The organism is Microbacterium maritypicum, assembly GCF_041529975.1.
GTDB lineage: Bacteria > Actinomycetota > Actinomycetes > Actinomycetales > Microbacteriaceae > Microbacterium.
Window position 1 is genome coordinate 3008033 of the sequence record NZ_CP168030.1, and the last position, 16273, is coordinate 3024305.

The following is a 16273-nucleotide window of genomic DNA, read 5'->3' on the forward strand; positions in this document are numbered from 1 at the left end:
CACCACCGGCGAGAGCGGCTCATCCCTTCGGGGCGATGCGGCGCCGTGAAGCGCGGCCGATGGACTCCCCGAGCAGGCCGTCCGGCCCCGCCGCACGTGTGTCGCGCCGTGCTCACCCGTTGAGGATGAGTGTCGTGGGCACCGGGGAGACGCGTCGCGCATGCTTGTCGGATGAGGTCGAGGAGCGTGGGGCAGACGTCGAGCGGACGGCGATCGTGACGCTGGGCGACCTGTTCCCGGAGGGCCTGTCGGGGTGGCAGATCGTGCTCGCGCTGCTGTCGGTGCTGATCGGCTGGCTGCTCTCGCGGCTCGCTCGCAAGGGCGTGCTGAAGTTGGCGGCGCGGACCCCGGGAATCTCCGACTCCGTCTCGCAGCTGGCTGCGCGCTTCACGCAGTACGCGCTGCTCCTGGTCGGGATCGGGGTCGGGCTGGCGTTCCTCGGGGCGAACGTGCAGCCTCTGCTCGCGATGACGGTCATCGCCGCGATCGTCCTGGTCCTGGTGCTGCGCGGTGTCGCGGACAACTTCGCTGCCGGGGTCCTGATCCAGTCCCGTCAGTCGGTGAAGATCGGCGAGGAGATCGGCATCGACGGCCCCGACGGGGTGATCCGGGGCACCGTGCAGGAGCTCAACGGTCGCTCGGTCATCCTCACGACGGTAGACGGCCGCACGGTGCACGTGCCGAACGCCGCGCTGCTCACCGGGGTCCTGGTGAACGACTCGCGTCACGGCGCGCGCCGAAGCGACGTCGACATCCGCATCGCGCGGTCAACGGGGCTCGACCTGGACGAGGCGGTCACGACCATCACGGATGCGGCGAGCGGTGTCGACGGCGTGCACGCCCGCGAACACCCGACCGTGCGCGTCGCCGCGATCTCGCCCACTCGCTGGACGCTCACCCTCCAGATCTGGCACCACCCGCTGCACGGCAGTGCCGTGATCTCCGACACCGTGCGCGGCGTCGCGGAGGCTCTCGAGGCGTCGGGGCTGCAAGCCGTGGTCATGCCGCAGCAGGGGCCCCCGCCCCTCGTGCCCCCGGAGCCGTTCTGATCGCCCGGGCCGCCGGTCCGCCGCCCGCGAGGCGACCGGGCTCCCGTCCGACCGCGGGCTACGCTGGCCGCGTGAACCCCTCGCCTGCGCCCGAGCGCGCCACCGATCGCATGCTCTCCCCCAGTCTGCGCGTGCTTCTTCTGCTCGCGGCGAGCGCGGTCACGCTGGCCGGCGTGTACTTCGCGCGTGATCTTTTCGGGCCGATCGCACTCGCCATCGTGATCGTCGTCATCTGCGAGCCGCTTCGCCGCCCGCTCGATCGGCGCGGTTGGCCGCAGTGGGCGAGCACGACCGCGGTCATCGTCGTCGCCTACCTGATACTGCTGTCGATGGGCGCTCTGCTCTGGCTCGCCGGCACGCAGTTCGCGCGACTCATCGGCGACCTGGTGTCGCAGGGCGGTCTCGAGAACACCGCCGCAGAGGTGGTGGGGTGGCTGCAGTCACTCGGCCTCGACGAGGAGGCCTCGGACGCGGCAGCCTCGGTCCTCGATCCCGAGACGCTGCTCGGCGTTGCACGAAGCATCGGCGGCACCGTCCTCAGCGTCGCGACGGCGCTGTTCTTCGTCTGCGCCTACATCATCTTCATGGCGATCGATGCGGCCCGTTACGGTCGAGCGCCCGCTCTGTTCGGCGCGACGAAGGGTGCCGCCCTCGCGCGGATCTCCCGCCTGAACTCCGGCGTCCGGCGCTATTACATCGTCAATGCCACCTTCGGCGCGATCGTGGCTGTCATCGACGGGCTGGCCCTGTGGTGGATGGGCATCCCGGCGCCAGTGGTGTGGGCGATCCTCGCGTTCGTCACGAACTTCATCCCCAACGTCGGCTTCGTGGTCGGGCTCATCCCCCCGGCGATCCTCGCCTTCGTGGTCGGGGGCTGGCCGCTGCTTCTCGGCGTCGTCGCGGTCTACAGCATCGTCAACGTGGTCCTCCAAGTGCTCGTGCAGCCGAAGTTCGTCAGCGATGCGGTCGACCTCAGCCTCACGCTGAGCTTCTTCTCCGTGATCTTCTGGACCTTCATCATCGGACCGCTCGGCGCGATCCTCTCCATCCCGCTCACCCTGCTCGTGCGCACACTGGTCCTCGAGGGCGATCCTGAGTCGACGTGGGTGCGCTGGCTCTCCGGCGACCACACGGCCCTGCCGCCGGAGCCCGAACCGGAACAGCGTCCCGTCGCGCGCGGCCGGAATCGGCGTCGCCGGGCGCGTGGCAACGGATGAAAGGGCACCCATGGTCTCGGTAAATCACCCGGAGGAGGTTGCGACCCCGGCATGGTCGCCGCGACCCCCACGATGGGATCGTGAACGCGAACGCGCTCGTCCGGAGCGCTCCCGAAGGGAGTCGACGTGCAACGTCCACTCGCGGGGCTGACGAGGCGCAACTTCCTCACGGAGCTGACCGCCGGCGTCACGCTGCTCGCCATCGCCATCCCCTTGAACATCGGATATGCGCAGATCGCCGGGCTTCCCCCGACCGCGGGACTGTACGCGTTGATCGTGCCGACGATCGTGTACGCCCTCGTCGTCTCCTCCCGTCAGCTGGTCGCCTCCCCTGATGCGGCGGCTGCCGCACTCGTCGCCTCGTCGATCGGTGGCCTCGCCGCGGCGGGCAGCGCCGATTACGCGACCCTCGCCCTCGCGCAGGCGATCATCTGCGGCGGCATGTTCGTACTCCTCGCCGTGTTCAAGCTCGGATTCCTGGCGAACTTCCTCTCGAAGCCGATCCTGGTCGGATTCGTCGGCGGCCTCGCACTGGACATCATGGTGAGTCAGGTCGCGAAGATGCTCGGCGTCAAGATCGACTCCGGCAAGGAGTTCACGGGTAAGGTCGCCGACCTCATCGGAGGTCTCGCCACCATCAATCTCTGGGCCGTCCTGATCTCGGTCTGCTCGGTGGCGGTCCTGCTGCTGGGACGCCGGTACCTGCGCGCCATCCCCTGGGCGCTGATCGTCCTCGTGGCGACGACGCTCGTGGTCGTCCTCACGGGTCTCGATCAACGCGGTGTCGCCGTTCTGGGTGAAGTCCCCGCGGGTCCGCCAGAGCTGACCTGGCCGATGATCGACTGGTCACTCTGGCTCGCGTTGATTCCGTCCGCGATCGCGCTGACACTGGTCACCACCGCTGAGGGGCTCCTGGTCTCGCGCTCCTACTCCGAGAAGCACGGCTACCCGTTCCATGCGAACCGGGACCTGTTCGCGTTCGGCATCGCCAACGTCGCTGCGGGAGCTCAGGGCAGCTTCGCCGTCGGATCGTCGACTTCGCGCACGGCCGCCATGGACCAGGCGGGATCGCGCACACAGTTCCCCGCACTGATCCTCGCCGTCGGAACGCTCCTGCTCCTCCTCTTCGGCACCGCTCTGTTGGCGGACATCCCCTCGCCCGCCATCGGTGCCATCGTCGGGGTCGCGATCATCCCGCTCCTCGGGATCCGCGACTTCATCGATCTGTGGCGCAAGGACCGGTTCGAGTTCCTGATCGGCGCGACCTGCTTCCTCGTCACCCTGTTCATCGGCTCGATCCCGGGCATCCTCGTCGCGTTCGTGCTCGCGCTCATCAACATCGCGCGACGCGCTTCGAATCCCGCGATCGACGTCCTGGAATCCAGCGGTGATCCGGGCGAGTCCCTGCTCGAGGACGCTCCTGCCGGAACCGTGACCGCTCCGGGGGTGATCGTCATCCGCCTGGCCGCCCCGCTCTTCTTCGCCAACGGGGCGGTCTTCTCCACCGCGGTGAAGGACGCCATCCGTTCGGCGGGCGACGGGGCCGTCCAGCACCTCGTCGTCGACATGGAGGCCGTGACCGATGTCGATGTCACGGGCGCCGAATCGTTCGCATCGCTCAAGGGCTGGCTCGCGGCTCGGTCGGTGTCGCTCTCGTTCAGCAGGGTCCGCCCGAACACGCTGCACCGACTGACCAGCCTCGGGTTGCTGACGTCGGAGGACGTCTATTCGACCAACCGCTCAGCCATCACGCGTCTGGTGCCGTCATCGGCCGAACGCGAATCCCTACCGAAAGAAGACCAGTGATGGGTACCGTCATCGGAGACATGCTTCCGCTCGCACTCGGCGTCGCGATCAGTCCCATACCGATCATCGCCGCGATCCTGATGCTGCTCTCTCCGAAGGCGCGAGTGACCAGCGTCGGGTTCCTGCTCGGCTGGCTCGTCGGCATCGTGGCCGCGGTCACGGTGTTCACCCTGCTGTCCTCGATACTCCCCGCGGACGACCCCGACGTCTCCCATCCGATCCGCGGTGTGGTGCAGCTCGTGCTCGGTCTGCTCCTGTTCGTCCTGGCCTTCGGGCAGTGGCGCAAGCGGCCGAAGGCCGGTGAAGAGGCCGCCCTCCCGAAGTGGATGAAGGCCATCGACACGATCACCTTCCCGGTCGCCCTGGGGCTCGGCTTCCTGCTGTCGGCGGTGAACCCGAAGAACCTGATCATGGCGGCGGGCGCCGGCACCGACATCGGCGCGGCGGCGCTTCCGGGCGGATCCATCGTGCTGGTGATCGTCATCTACACCCTCATCGCCGCTTCGACCGTCCTGGTCCCGGTGGTCGGCTATCTCATCGCCGCCGATCGCCTCCGCGGCCCGCTCGACGCCCTGCGCGGCTGGCTCGCCACCGAGAACGCCGTCATCATGGCCGTCCTGCTGCTCGTGATCGGGGTGTCCATGATCGGCAAGGGCATCGGAAGCTTCTAGACCCGTCACCGACCGGCGCGGGCGAACTCGGAGAAGAGGAGCACGGAGATGGGCGAGCTGATCCTGGATCTCATTCCGGTCGCGCTCGGCGTCGTGCTGAGCCCGCTCGCGATCATGGCTCTCGTCGCGGTGCTGCTGTCGCAGAACGCCAGGGCCAACGGGATCGCGTATCTGCTCGGGTGGTTCCTGGGCCTGGCCGGACTCATGGCGCTCTTTCTGTGGCTGTTCCCGGTGCTCCAGGTGCATCAACGCGGCGAACCGCCCCTGTGGGTGCCACTCGTCCGCCTTCTCGTCGGTCTCTTCCTCGTCGCCTCCGCCGTCTGGGTCTATCGGAAGGGCCGGGTGCACGTCCTGCAGATGGCCGCGGCTTCGACTCCGCGCGACGTCGTGGCCGCGTCGCCCCAGCTTCCTGGCTGGCTGCATTCGGTGGAGTCTTTCCGCCCCGGGCGCACGCTCCTCCTCGGCATCGGGCTCTTCGTCCTGAACCCGGTCGACGCGTCCTGCGCCATCATCGCCGCGCTCGACATCACCCTGTCCGACGTGGATCCGGCCGCGGGAGTCTGGGTCGCAGCCGCCTTCGTCGTGGTGGGCACCCTCCCGATCGCTCTCCCCGTCGTGTACGTCGTCGTGCGGGGACGGGACGCGCAGCCACTGCTCGACCGCGTCCGCACGTGGATCGCCGGCAACACACACGTGCTCAACGCGGCTCTGCTCCTCGTGATCGGCGCCCTCCAGCTGCAGAAGGCGCTCGCGGCGTTGCTCTGAGTGACCGGCTTCCTCTGTGCGCTACTCGATCCCGAGGGCGTGCGCGGCCGCCGTCACACTGTCCCGGTCCGAGACGCCGAGCTTGCGGTAGATGTTGCGCACGTGCGTCTTGACGGTGTTCGGGGAGATGAACTCCTCCTGCGCGATCTGACGCAGCGTCGCGTTGCGGCTCAACGCCAGCAGCACGATGCGTTCGCGATGCGTGAGTTCCGTGTCCACGAGCAACCCCGCGGCGATGAGACGCTCACGGACGGTGTCGGCGAAGCGGGTCCGGGTTCCTGCGGTCGCCCGCGCGCCCAGCAGTCGGATCACGGCAGGATCGGCCGCGGCGATACGGCGGACGTGCTCCTCCGACTCCGCCAGCGAGAGCGCCAGGGAGAGCGAGGCCTGTGCCCGCTCGGAGTCACCGGCATGCACATCGAGCGCGGCGGCGACCAGCCAGGCGTCCACCATCGAGGCCGGCAGCGCACACGTCATCGAGCCGTCGAGAACGGGGGCGAGCGTCTCGCGCGCCACCGCGTGCCGATGATCGTTCAGGGCCGCGATCGCGCGGAGGACCACGACCTCACCACTCGTGCCGAGTGCGCGCTCGGTGTCAGCGATGAACTGGTCCCGCAGATTCGGCTCGCCCAGGCGGTCGAAGGCGTGCACGGCGAAGGTGCCCAGCATCGCGTACCAGTGCGGAGGAAGCGGCATGTCGTCGCGAGGGACCAGCGTCTCGAGCAGCGTGGTCGCCGCCGCACGCGGGTCGGGAGCGCCTTCGGCGTTCAGCAGCGCCATCAGCCCCTGCAGACCCCTCGATATCGCCGGCTCCGAACCCGAGTCGATGATCGCGGCCGCTTCACGGAAGGTCTGTTCCGCGTCGACCGCCTGCAGGCGCTCGTACGGAACCCAGTACCGCCACACTCGGGTCACCTCGTAGAAGGGATCGTCCGGCATTCCGAGTTCGCGCCATCTGGCATCCAGTCGGGCCCCGGAGGCGAGGACATCGCGCATTCTGCCCCGGAAGAGGGCACTGGTGTTCAGGACGGCGGAGGCCTGGAGCTCCGCCGTGATCGCACCGACGGCTCGCGCCTGATCGGCAGCGGAGCGCGCATAGCGCTCGGCGCGGTCCAGGTGACCGACATACAACTCGCCCATCGCCGCCTGCAGGAACGCGTAGGTGTCGAGCTGGCTCTCTCCCGTGACCGTGTCGAACGCGCGTCCGAGCCGGTCCAGGGCTTCCTCGATCCCCCCACGTCGCACGGCGGTGTGCAGATCGAGACCCGTCAGCCACTGACGGGTCGCCGCCGACCCGTCCTGGTCGCGCACCGTCGCGAGGACGGCTGCCGCCGCAGAGGCATCGCCGCGGGCGAGCTCCGCGGCAGCGACCAGCATCTGCACGGCGGGGTCCGACCGGAGCGGAGCGGGCATCGTCCCGATCGCCTCGATCACGGCGCAGGCGTGCCCCGTCAGGATCAGTTGCATCCCGCACCGACGCAGAACCACGGAGATGCACGCCGGATCCGAGCTCTGCGTGGCGTGTCGCAGCGCAGGAAGATGCTCCTGCTGCTCGGCGAACCACTCGGCGGTTTCCTTCTCGAGGCGATCGACGACCGCCCGCCCCCGGTCCCGCAGGCGGGCAGCGAGGAACTCCCGCAGCAGCGGGTGATAGTGGTACCAGACGGGGTCGCTGCCGCGCCTCCCCATCAGCACGCTGAGCCGCACGAATCTCTCGACGAGCGCGGCGGCGGGAGCACCGGGGGCGAGTCGGTACGCGAGGTCGAGCGAGAACGCCTCCGGGACGGAGGTGATGAGGAGGAACTCCCGCAGCTCCTCGTCCAGGTCGGCGAAGACCTCCTCGAGGAAGTAATCGACCAGCGCCGGCGCATCCCCGCGGAGCGCGCTGTCGGTGATGTCGGCGTGCGCCGCTCCAGCGAGCACCATGAGGCGGAGTCCCGCGGCCCAGCCCTCGGTCCGCTGGAGAATCTTCGTGATCTCCCCCTGGGAAACCGGGATCCCGTTGGCGCGGAAGAAGGACCGCACCTCCGCGGGGGTGAACGCCAAATCGGCGTTGTCGAGGTCGAGAGCGATTCCGGCGATACGACGCCGCGCCACGCGGATCAGCCGCGTGCCGCGCCCGGAGAGGACGACGTGTGCGTTGCCGGGGACAGCCTGGACGAACGCCGACAGCATGTCGGCCAGGTCCGGTGCGCCGATCAGGTGGACGTCGTCGAAGACGAGCACGATGCGGCGGGGGGTCGCCCGCAGCACGCGCGCGAGGGACCGACCCGTGTCGCTCGATACCGCTCGGGGAACCTTCGCCAGGCTCTCCTGGAGCCGCGCATCGTCGATCCGTTCGAGCGCCGATCGGAGAAGCGAGAGATCGACGTCACCGCGCTGGAACGAGACCCACACCACCGCGGTGTCCGGTTCCGCGTCGATCATCTGGGCCCAGCGGGCGAGGAGCCTGGTCTTGCCGGCTCCGGCCGGGGCGGTGACGAGCGTCAAGGTCCAGGGCTCGTCCATCGCGGCCGTGAGCCGGTCGAGCAGTCGTGGACGCGCGACGTCATCCTCGCCCGCCTCGGTGACGAACGTCCTCGGTGCATCGTCGTCGCCGATGCTCTCCGTCATGGGAACCCCCCGGTCCATCGTTCGACGCCAGGCCAGTAGATATCCGCAGTATGACACCGCGCAGATAAGGGCTCAAGCGCTTCCGAGAGGACGAAGGTCTAGACCGAGGGCGACCTCCGTCGAAGAGCGAGCAACGAGAGGAGAGACGGCACGGCTGCCCCGAAGAAGAGCGCCAGCCCGACGCCGAGAAGTGTCTCCAGTGCCCGCTCGAGGAAGCGTGCTCCGGGCTGCTCCGTGGAGTTCACCAGGATGAAGGTCAGGGCGATGAACGTCGTGAAGCCCGGGGCCACATACCAGCGGCTCCCCTGAGTCGCACACAGGGCACCGACGACGACGCCGGCGACGAGGCCGATGACGAGATCTCCCGGCGCGAGGACTGCGAAAGCGGCGGCGGCGAAAGCGCCGACGAGCACCGAGATCGCCCGGCCGATGCTGCGCGATATGAGTTGCCCGCGCACAGGACGCATCACCAGCAGCACCGCTGCCGTCGCCCAGCCGACGTGCTGCAGATCGAGGAGGAAGCCCACAGCGGCGGCGATCGCAGCCGCGGCACCGAGAAGGAGCCCGTAGACCAGCATCGCCCGACCTCGCGGCACAGGAGCTGCGGGCGGCGGCGGGCCATCTCGCTCCGGCCAGAGCAGGGAGACGAGCCACGCGTACAGCGATCCCGCCACCATACTTCCCGCGAGCCCGACGGCTGCCGATGACCAGGGGAAGCTCAGACCGATGCCGATCATCGGCAGGACGAGGATCAGCACGAGCTGCGCCAGGCGCCCATGCACCGCATTGATGCACGCGAGCACGGCCGCGCCGAAAACCGCGACGACGGCGACGGCGGGCACGGTGGCGAGCAGCGAACCCACGAGCAGCCCGATCGCACTGAGACCTCCGACGAGGAGGATGACCGCGCGACCGCGTCGCCGAGGCGGAAGCCGGAACGCCGCCGCGGGAAGAACACCGACGGCGAGAGCGAGACCGAGCGTCGGGCTGAAGGGAGCGACGACCATCGCGGGCAGGGCGAAAGCGATACCGAGACCGAACCTCGCCCACTGCCAGGTCAGGCCGGCCTGGTCATCCACCCCGACCGCCTCGCCGACGCGATCCGAATGCCTCTCCGCATGCCCGTCCCCCTTGTTCGCCGACGGCGGTCTCCCGCCATTCGCCCTCACGGCTCAGCCTAGGCACCGCTCGATCAGCCGTCAGCGTGCATCATCGAGTTCACCAGGGTGAACGCCGCCTCCCGCCGCCGCTGGGCGATGGGCGGTGGCGGCCGTCGCCATCCCCTCCCGCACGGTGTCGTGCACGCGACCGGCCGCGCGCAGCGCCGTGAACCACGGCGTGCGTCCGGCGACAGCGGCGGCCGGTTCAGGGAGCGCGGCCAGGTGAAGCTCCGTGTCGCGCTGTGCGAGCTCCCGGTCGAGGTTCTCGAGCGCCTCGAGCACGGTGATGGTCATGACCTCCTGCTGCCTCATCCCGAGCACGAGAGCCGCGACCTCCTCTTCCTCGCCGTCGACGATCTCGAGAAGCCTGCGCTCGTTGACCAGCGCATTCGCGGTGTACAGCCCGCGCTCCAGGTGGATGCCGAGCACGCCGGCGATCCTTCCCACCACGCGGATCCTCGGGACGTTCACTTCGCGCAGCACGAGGATCAGCGTCACCACGACGCCGACGGCGACGGCCGACAACAATCCCGCGGTGAGCCCGATGATCGCGACCGACAGCGCGATCCAGAAGTCGACGCGGCTGATCCGAGCCCATCGCAGCAGCTCCGGGACGTTGATGAGCCCCGCGACCGCGACGAAGACCATGGCGGCCAGGGTGGCCTCGGGCATGAGGCTGAGGACAGGGCCGAGGAACAGGGCGACCAGGACGGCGAGCACGACCGTGACGACCGTCGCCAGCTGGGATCGCGCCCCGGCACTCTGGTTCACCGCGCTCTGCGAGAAACCACCCGCCGCGGGCATGGTGCCGAAGAACGAGCCGACGGTGTTCGCCGCACCGGTGGCGAAGAGTTCCTGGTTGCTGTCGATCTGTGGTTCGTCCGCGGTGCGCAGGCTTCGGGCGACGGCTGCGGACTCGAGAAAAGCCATGACGGCGATCGCGAGGGCACCGGGAACGAGCGCGGTGACCTGCGCCAGGTCGGGCAATCCGGGAACGGGCAGTCCGCTCGGCACGGCGGCGATGAGACTCACTCCGAGTCGGTCGATCCCGCCGAGCCAGACCAGGAGGATCCCGCCGACCACGACGACGAGTGTCCCCGGGACCTTCGGCACCCAGCGCTTCAGCACCACCAGCAGCACCACCGAGCCTGCCGACAGCGCGACCGTCGGCCAGTTGACGCTGCCGAACGCCTCTCCGACGGCGGCCAACGATCGGAAGAACCCGTGCCCCGAGAAGTTGTAGGTCTCCCCCAGCAGCTTCGGCAGCTGACCGACGGCCACCGTGGCGCCGACGCCGATCTTGAGTCCGAGCACCGTGGCCCCGCTGATGTTCTCGACGAGGGAGCCGAGTCGGCCGACCCGGGCGAGAAGCAGGATGATTCCGACCAGCAGCGTGAGCATCATCAGGGAGCCGATCGCGTCCTCCGCGCCGGCTGCGACCCCGGCGGAGACGAGGGTCGTCGCCGTGAGCGTCGCGATCGTCGAGGTCGTCGAGACGCTCATCGCCCGGCTGCCTCCGAGGGCGGCGTAGACCACCATCGGCACGATGCACGTGTACAGCCCCATCTGGACGGGAAGGTTCGCGATCGTCGCGTACGCCATCGCCTGCGGGACCACCACGGCACCGGCCGAGAGTCCGGCGACCACGTCTCGGACGACCCATCTGGTCTGGTAACCCGCCAGCGTGCTGAACAGCCAGGACGGTCTGGTCACTGCATCCTCCTGCCTCCGTGTGGTCGTCCGGCCGAGCGTACTGCGGTCGGGACTCACCATGAACCGCATCTCACCCTGCAGGGGTGGCCCTTCGCCAAGGCGGGCCACCCGCTTTAAGTTGTGCACAACTTACTTGCGTGCAATACTCATCGCATGGCCATGACCGACGAGATGGTGTGCTTCTCGCTGTACTCCGCATCACGCGCGACCACGCAGGCGTACCGCACACTCCTCGCCCCCTGGGGGCTGACCTATCCGCAGTATCTCGTGCTGGCCGCACTGTGGCTCGAAGGAGAGCAGACCATCAGCTCGCTCGGGGCGGTGATGCGACTCGACTCCGGCACGCTCTCGCCCCTCGTGCGTCGTCTGGAACAGGCGGGACTCGTCACCCGAGTCCGAGGCGAGGCCGACGAACGGGTCGTGACCGTACAGCTCACCGAACGCGGCCAGGCACTTCGCACCGAGGTCGCCCCGATCCACGGTGCGGTCGCCGAAGCTGCCGGGCTGAGCGACGACGACCGTCGGCGCGAGCTCATCGCCGAACTGCACGACATCACCGCGCGGCTCCAGCTCCTCACCGCGAGTCTCTCCGCGCCCGCCCCGGCGGACGCCACCCACTGAACCCCTCCACCCGAAAAGGAAGTCCCATGCGCGCACTCATCCACCCGACGTTCGGCGATCCCGAGCAGGTCCTCCGAATCGAAGACCGCCCCCTGCCCGAGCCCGGCGCCGGCCAGGTTCGTCTTCGGACGGTCCTCTCCCCCATCCACAACCACGATCTGTGGACCGTCCGCGGCACGTACGGCTTCAAGCCCGACCTCCCCGCGGCTTCGGGCACCGAGGCGGTCGGCATCGTCGACGCTCTCGGTGCGGGCGTCGATCACCTCGCCGTCGGCCAGCGCGTCGCGACGGGCGGTACGTTCGGCGCATGGTCGGAGTACTTCCTCGCGAACGCCGCAGGTCTGATCCCCGTGCCCGACGCCCTCTCGGACGAGGACGCAGCGCAGCTGGTCTCCATGCCGTTCAGCACGATCACCCTGCTGCGTTTCCTCGACGTGCAGCCGGGCGAGTGGATCGTGCAGAATGCGGCCAACGGCGCGGTGGGCCGCATGCTCGCCCAGCTCGGCGCCGCCCGCGGCGTCAACGTCCTCGGACTCGTCCGTCGCACCGCCGGCATCGAGGAGCTCCGGACCCAGGGCATCGAAGGTGTCATCGCCACGGACCAGGACGACTGGCGGGATCAGGTCGCGCAGATCACCGGCGGCGCACCGATCGTCGCGGGCGTCGACTCCGTCGGCGGGTCTTCGGCGGGCGACGTGCTGTCGCTCCTTGCCGAGGGCGGCACGCTCGTGGCATTCGGAGCCATGGACTCCCCCACGATGGAGATCGCCTCGTCCGACGTCATCTTCAAGCAGGCGACGGTGAAGGGCTTCTGGGGCAGCAAGGTCATGCCCAGCCTCGACCCCGGCACACGCGGCGAGCTGTTCGGCGAACTGGTCCAGCGGGTCACCGACGGCACCCTGACCCTTCCGGTCGCAGGCATCTTCGACGCCGCCGACATCGGCGCGGCTGTGCAGGCGAGCAACACCGCCGGGCGCATCGGAAAGGTGCTGCTGCGCTTCTGATCCGCATCTCGACATCGGGGTTCCGCACGTCGGAGCCCCGGTGCAGAGTGTGGGCATGGAGATCACACTCGCCAGCCCCGAAGGGCTCGTCGTCAGTCCCGCATTCAGCCACGTCGCCGTCGTGCCGCCGGGCGCGACCACGATCTACGTCGGCGGCCAGAACGGCATCGATGCCACCGGAGCGATGGTCTCGTCCGATGCCGCCGACCAATCGCTGCGCGCCGTCGAGAACGCCCGCATCGCGCTGGAGTCCGCCGGCGCCGGACTCGACGACGTGATCAGCTGGACAGTCCTGATCCATCAAGACGCCGACCTGCGCGCGGCGTACGGCGCGGTCGCCTCCAGGCTCGCGCGAGAAGGCGCACCGCCTCTGGTCACGGCGGCTCTCGTCGCCGGCCTGGGGGTTCCCGGTGCCCTCATCGAAGTGAGCGCAGTCGCTGCCGTCGTCCGAGGCTGATCCCCGGGGCCGCGGGTGCCACGTCCCGACTGCCGGCTCAGATCCTCCCTCGGACCGGCGTCCGCTCCGCGGTGTCGCCCTCGTCGGGCATCGTCATCTCCGCGCGCACGCCCAGGAGACGCACCTCCCGCTCAGTGTCGAGGGTCTTGGCAAGCGCGAGGGCGGCCGCCAAGAACTCCTCCGGATCGGTCGTCGGTGCAGAGAGCTTGCGCCCGAGCGTCTTCGTCTCGAACGGCGCGTACCGCACTTTGAGATGCGCGCGGACGACGGGTCTTCCTTCAGCGGCGCAGTCGTCGAAGGCCTGAACGGCGAGTTCCCGGACGGCGGCGGTGACCTGCGCGGTCGTCGTGAGGTTCTGCTGGTAGGTCGTCTCACGACTGTGGCTGCGTGCCACCCACGGCGTGTCGTCGACGACGCTCGGCCCGAGCCCCGAGCCGAGCCCGTGATACCAGACCCCCATCCGCGGACCGAACTCCGCGACGAGCGCCTGCTCGTCGGCGTCCGCGAGTTCTCGGACCGTCGTGATCCCGTGCGCGGCCAGTCGCTTCTGCACCTTGGAGCCGACGCCCCACAGGTCACGGGTGGGCTTGTCGCCCATCACCTCGAACCAGTTCTCCGCCGTCAGCCGGAAGATCCCGCGCGGCTTTCCGAACTCGGTCGCGATCTTGGCACGCACCTTGTTGTCCCCGATGCCGACGGAGCAGTGCAGCTCAGTCGCGGCCAGCACGGCCGCCTGTGCAGCGGTGGCGATCCGCTCCGGGTCCTCCGTCGTCACACCGAGGAAGCACTCATCCCACCCGATGACCTCGAGCACCACGTCGGGCAGCGACCGGAGCGCGGCCATCACCTCGCCGGAGGCGACCGCGTACGTTTCCTGGTCCACGGGCAGGAAGACGGCGTTCTCCGGGGCTTTGCGTGCCGCGATCTTGAGCGGCATCCCCGAACCGATGCCGTACGCGCGCGCTTCGTAGGATGCGGTCGATACGACGGCACGCTCCGTGGGGTCACCGCGTCCGCCCACGATCACCGGGAGCCCGGCGAGCTCCGGTCTGCGCAGCACCTCGACCGCGGCGATGAACTGATCCATGTCCACGTGCAGCACCCAGTCGGCCATGCAACGAGTGTGGCGGCTGGAAGCGCGCGTGTCACCCCGCTCCGGGCTCCCGGTCGGTCGGCGATCAGCCGATCGCGACGCCGATCGCGGTGACGACCACGGCGAGCAGGGGGAGCGTCCCCTGCATCAGTGCGGCACGCGCCTTCGCGCGGTCCGAGAGGATGAGCACCAATGCGGCGGCGAGCATCATCGCGGTGCCGGCGAACACCAGGGTCAGTCCGACGGTGGCCGAACCGACGATCACGAGGCCGATACCGAGCAGGGTCGTGAGTGCGAGGAAGAGGTTGTAGAAGCCCTGGTTGAAGGCCAGCTGCTTCATCGTGACGGCATCCGCCTCGCTGGCGACGCCGAAGATCTTCCTCGTCTCCGGCTCGGTCCACCGCAGCGACTCGAGCGCGAAGATGAAGACGTGGAACGCAGCGGCGGCTGCGGCGAGGACGAGACCGACGATGAGCATGTGCTGATTCTGTCAGACCAGGAAGATCGGCAGCAGCCCGGGGTTGTGCGCATGCACGAGCACCGCGAACACCACGGCGTCGAACAGCAGGTGCACGGTGACGACGTAGGCGAGCGAATGGGTGCGCAGGAAGATGTAGCCCTGCAGCAGCGCGAACGGGATCGTCAGCAGCGGACCCCACTCGCGGTACCCCAGCTCCCAGAGGAACGAGACGAACACGATCGCCTGCAGCAGGTTCGCGACCAGGTTCGGGAAGTGACGCCGCAGCAGCGCGAACACCGTGCAGATGAAGAACAGCTCGTCCCAGATGCCCACGGCGCCGACTCCGACGAAGAGCCGGGCGATGAGCTCGGGCGTGTCGACGACGGGCCAGTTCTGGTAGACGCCGCTGGTGATGAAGTAGAAGGGCAGGATCAACCACCCCAGGATCAGCACCGCCACCAGCCATCCCCACTGCAGACGACCCCATCGACGGTGCGTGCGCCACGGGAAGCTGATGGCGCGGTCGCGGTAGACGAACCGGGAGATGACGTAGGGCACCGCGACCGCACCGCCCAGCGCGAGCGTGAAACGCAGCATCGCCAGGTTGTCGAGTTCGGCGGCGAGCGGGATGACGCTGACGATCAGCAGGCCGACGGCGATCAGGGAGAGGTCCCTGGTGAGCGAGGGCGGCCGATGCACGCCGATCACCTTCGCGGTCTCCCGCCGTGCACCCATGCTCACGACCTGGTCCTCAGCCGGCCGGCCGCGTTCGAGCAGCCAGGCGACCAGGATCCCCAGGGCGAGCAGCGCCCAGCCCAGCCACGGGATCTCCAGCACGAAGAACGCCGGAGCAGCGGCACAGACGAGTAACGCCGGCACGAAGGCGAGGCGCAGCGTCGTCTCCCGCCGGACCTCGGTCACGGGCGCGCCCGGCGCCGGTAGACCAGATCGCGGATGTCGCGCCCCTTCGCGATGCCCTTGCGCTCGAACGCGGTCATCACCCGGCCGTCGAAGCGCTCGGCCCACTCCCCGTCGAACGCGCGCTCGAACAGCGGTTCGGCGTCGAGCACCTCGCGCATCTGCAGGGCGTAGTCCTCCCAGTCGGTCGCGAGACGCAGCAGGCCGCCGTCTTTCAGCGACCTCGCCGCAGTGTCGCCGAATCCCGGCCGCACCAGACGCCGCTTGGTGTGCTTCTTCTTGTGCCACGGGTCGGGGAAGAAGATCCACACCTCGCGTGCCGCAGCCTCGGGAAGGTACGACGAGAGAACCTCGGGTGCGTTCGCCTCGACGACGCGGACGTTTCGGGCACCCGCCCTGTCGGCATCGAGCATCGTCCGGGCGAGGCCGGCACGGAAGACCTCGACGGCGAGGAAGTCGTCATCGGGACGGGAGGAGGCCGCCGCGACGATCGCGTGCCCCTGCCCGGAGCCGATCTCCACATAGAGGTCGGCGGCACGGCCGTACTCCGTCGCCGGATCGAGGCGGGCCTCCGGATGCACCGAGGTCCAGGCGACGTCGCGCGGGACGTCGAGCAGGTAGTGCGGGCCGAGCTCGGTGAAGGCGCGCTCCTGCGCCTCGGACATCCGGCCGCTGCGGCGTACGAACGACACCGGCTCGTCTCGGAAGGTACGGGGTTCGGGCATG

General features: G+C 69.2%; 15 protein-coding genes. 8 read left to right on the top strand and 7 right to left on the bottom strand.

Features of this window, described 5'->3' with window-relative positions; all coding sequences use genetic code 11:
* Positions 1–134: 134 nt before the first annotated feature.
* The 5 genes from ACCO44_RS14615 to ACCO44_RS14635 all read left to right on the top strand — a co-directional run bounded on the left by ACCO44_RS14615 (position 135) and on the right by ACCO44_RS14635 (position 5508).
* Entirely contained in the window at positions 135–1049 is a 915-nt protein-coding gene (locus ACCO44_RS14615; RefSeq protein ID WP_372467095.1) for a mechanosensitive ion channel family protein, read from the top strand.
* A 71-nt stretch (positions 1050–1120) separates the two neighbouring features.
* On the top strand, positions 1121–2266 hold the full coding sequence (locus tag ACCO44_RS14620; RefSeq protein WP_372467096.1) for an AI-2E family transporter: 1146 nt from the start codon (positions 1121–1123) through the stop codon (positions 2264–2266).
* Positions 2267–2392: 126 nt separating this feature from the next.
* Positions 2393–4072: a SulP family inorganic anion transporter gene (locus tag ACCO44_RS14625; RefSeq protein WP_372467097.1), complete on the top strand. Its 1680-nt coding sequence runs from the start codon at positions 2393–2395 to the stop codon at positions 4070–4072.
* Positions 4072–4743 (top strand): GAP family protein, encoded by a 672-nt coding sequence (locus ACCO44_RS14630; protein ID WP_372467100.1) that lies wholly within the window; start codon positions 4072–4074, stop codon positions 4741–4743. Before ACCO44_RS14625 ends, ACCO44_RS14630 begins: the two co-directional genes overlap by 1 nt.
* Before the next feature lie 48 nt (positions 4744–4791).
* Entirely contained in the window at positions 4792–5508 is a 717-nt protein-coding gene (locus ACCO44_RS14635; protein WP_372467101.1) for a GAP family protein, read from the top strand.
* Positions 5509–5529: 21 nt separating this feature from the next.
* Here the strand turns inward: ACCO44_RS14635 and ACCO44_RS14640 are convergent, their stop codons facing one another.
* The 3 genes from ACCO44_RS14640 to ACCO44_RS14650 all read right to left on the bottom strand — a co-directional run bounded on the left by ACCO44_RS14640 (position 5530) and on the right by ACCO44_RS14650 (position 10994).
* A complete protein-coding gene (locus tag ACCO44_RS14640; RefSeq protein WP_372467102.1) occupies positions 5530–8121 on the bottom strand; it encodes a LuxR C-terminal-related transcriptional regulator in 2592 nt (863 codons plus the stop codon).
* Between the two features lie 98 nt (positions 8122–8219).
* A complete protein-coding gene (locus ACCO44_RS14645) occupies positions 8220–9200 on the bottom strand; it encodes an FUSC family protein (protein WP_231481856.1) in 981 nt (326 codons plus the stop codon).
* 120 nt (positions 9201–9320) lie between these two features.
* Positions 9321–10994 carry a SulP family inorganic anion transporter gene (locus ACCO44_RS14650; RefSeq protein ID WP_372467103.1) on the bottom strand — a complete coding sequence of 558 codons (1674 nt, stop codon included), beginning with the start codon at positions 10992–10994 and terminating at the stop codon, positions 9321–9323.
* Between the two features lie 153 nt (positions 10995–11147).
* Between ACCO44_RS14650 and ACCO44_RS14655 the strand changes: the two genes are divergently transcribed.
* The 3 genes from ACCO44_RS14655 to ACCO44_RS14665 are packed head-to-tail and all read left to right on the top strand — an operon-like array spanning position 11148 to position 13076.
* Positions 11148–11615: a MarR family winged helix-turn-helix transcriptional regulator gene (locus ACCO44_RS14655; RefSeq protein ID WP_372467104.1), complete on the top strand. Its 468-nt coding sequence runs from the start codon at positions 11148–11150 to the stop codon at positions 11613–11615.
* Positions 11616–11641: 26 nt separating this feature from the next.
* Positions 11642–12619, top strand: a complete 978-nt coding sequence (locus ACCO44_RS14660) for a zinc-binding dehydrogenase (RefSeq protein WP_372467105.1) — start codon at positions 11642–11644, stop codon at positions 12617–12619.
* A 55-nt stretch (positions 12620–12674) separates the two neighbouring features.
* Positions 12675–13076: a RidA family protein gene (locus ACCO44_RS14665; RefSeq protein WP_372467106.1), complete on the top strand. Its 402-nt coding sequence runs from the start codon at positions 12675–12677 to the stop codon at positions 13074–13076.
* A gap of 37 nt (positions 13077–13113) precedes the next feature.
* On the opposite strand, the gene ACCO44_RS14670 is transcribed toward ACCO44_RS14665, so the two are convergent.
* The 4 genes from ACCO44_RS14670 to trmB form a co-directional block, all read right to left on the bottom strand.
* On the bottom strand, positions 13114–14190 hold the full coding sequence (locus ACCO44_RS14670) for a DNA polymerase IV (RefSeq protein ID WP_372467108.1): 1077 nt from the start codon (positions 14188–14190) through the stop codon (positions 13114–13116).
* Between the two features lie 64 nt (positions 14191–14254).
* Entirely contained in the window at positions 14255–14647 is a 393-nt protein-coding gene (locus ACCO44_RS14675; protein WP_105709705.1) for a DUF1304 domain-containing protein, read from the bottom strand.
* Between the two features lie 12 nt (positions 14648–14659).
* On the bottom strand, positions 14660–15550 hold the full coding sequence (locus tag ACCO44_RS14680; protein ID WP_029261907.1) for a CPBP family intramembrane glutamic endopeptidase: 891 nt from the start codon (positions 15548–15550) through the stop codon (positions 14660–14662).
* Positions 15547–16272, bottom strand: coding sequence for a tRNA (guanosine(46)-N7)-methyltransferase TrmB (gene trmB, locus ACCO44_RS14685; protein WP_372467109.1), 726 nt, complete (start codon positions 16270–16272; stop codon positions 15547–15549). Before trmB ends, ACCO44_RS14680 begins: the two co-directional genes overlap by 4 nt.
* Position 16273 lies beyond the last annotated feature (1 nt).